This window comes from Pseudoroseomonas cervicalis ATCC 49957 (genome assembly GCF_000164635.1).
GTDB lineage: Bacteria > Pseudomonadota > Alphaproteobacteria > Acetobacterales > Acetobacteraceae > Pseudoroseomonas > Pseudoroseomonas cervicalis.
This window is the reverse complement of record NZ_GG771113.1, coordinates 1-880: the sequence shown is the minus strand read 5'-3', so window position 1 is coordinate 880 and position 880 is coordinate 1. Positions and strand designations below refer to the sequence as shown.

The following is an 880-nucleotide window of genomic DNA, read 5'->3' as shown; positions in this document are numbered from 1 at the left end:
GCCGCACCGGCACGCCGCCCAGGAAGCGCGCCCCGGCGCGGCGCGCCGCCGCCAGCAGCCCGCCATAGAACTCGGCCGGCTGCACATGCCCGGCGCGGCCGATATGCACCCCGCCATGGTAGAAATCGCTGCCGAGCGCGGCGGCCACCTCCTCGCGGCCGAGCAGCACCGCCTCGGAGCGGGCATGCTCGTTCAGCTCGGGCAGGCGCTGGCGCCAGGCCTCGGCGTGCTGCGGCGTCCAGAAGCCGTTGATGCGGCCGCCGCGGTGGTAGCCGCAGCGGATCTGGTGCCGTTCCAGCAGCGTCTCGAACAGGGTGAAGCCGGCGGCGGCGTCGCGCAGCAGCGCCGCCTTGCGGTGCGCCGGCACCGGCTTGCGGTCCGGCCCCTTGCCGACATTCACCCCGCCCGAGACCTGCCCGCCCGAGCGCGTGCTGGCGCCCTGGCCGAGTGCGCCGGCCTCCAGCACCAGCACCTCCTCGCCGGCCTCGGCCAGGCGCAGGGCGCAGGCGGTGCCGGCATAGCCGGCGCCGATCACCAGCGTGCCGACCGCGCCGGCCGGCAGCGGATCCTCCCCCGGCGCGGGCGGGCGGAAGCCCTGCCACCACCAGGGCTCGGTGGAGAAGTTTTCCGAGAAAATGCTCATGCCGCGCCCCCTTCCGTCGCGGCCATGCGGGCGGCGAAGGTGCGGCGGATCACATCCTCGGCCGGCTCCTCCGCCGGCGCCTCGCGCAGCGCGGCGAAGCAGGCGCGCTTCAGCGCGGCGCGCCAGGCCGGGGGCAGGGTGGCCAGCAATTCGTGCAGGGTGGCGTAGGCGGCCTCGGTCCAGCGCGCCTCATGCGCCTGCCGCGCCGCGCCGGGGGCGAAGCCGGGGGGCGCGGGG

The 880-nt window shown here is 77.0% G+C and carries 2 protein-coding genes; both read right to left on the bottom strand.

The window, feature by feature from the left end; all coding sequences use genetic code 11:
• The coding region (locus HMPREF0731_RS22040; protein ID WP_007006479.1) for an NAD(P)/FAD-dependent oxidoreductase at positions 1-643 on the bottom strand (643 nt) is incomplete at its 3' end.
• Positions 640-880, bottom strand: a 241-nt coding sequence (locus HMPREF0731_RS22035; protein WP_007006478.1) for a hypothetical protein, incomplete at its 5' end; no start/stop codon positions are given. The genes HMPREF0731_RS22035 and HMPREF0731_RS22040, both read right to left, overlap by 4 nt.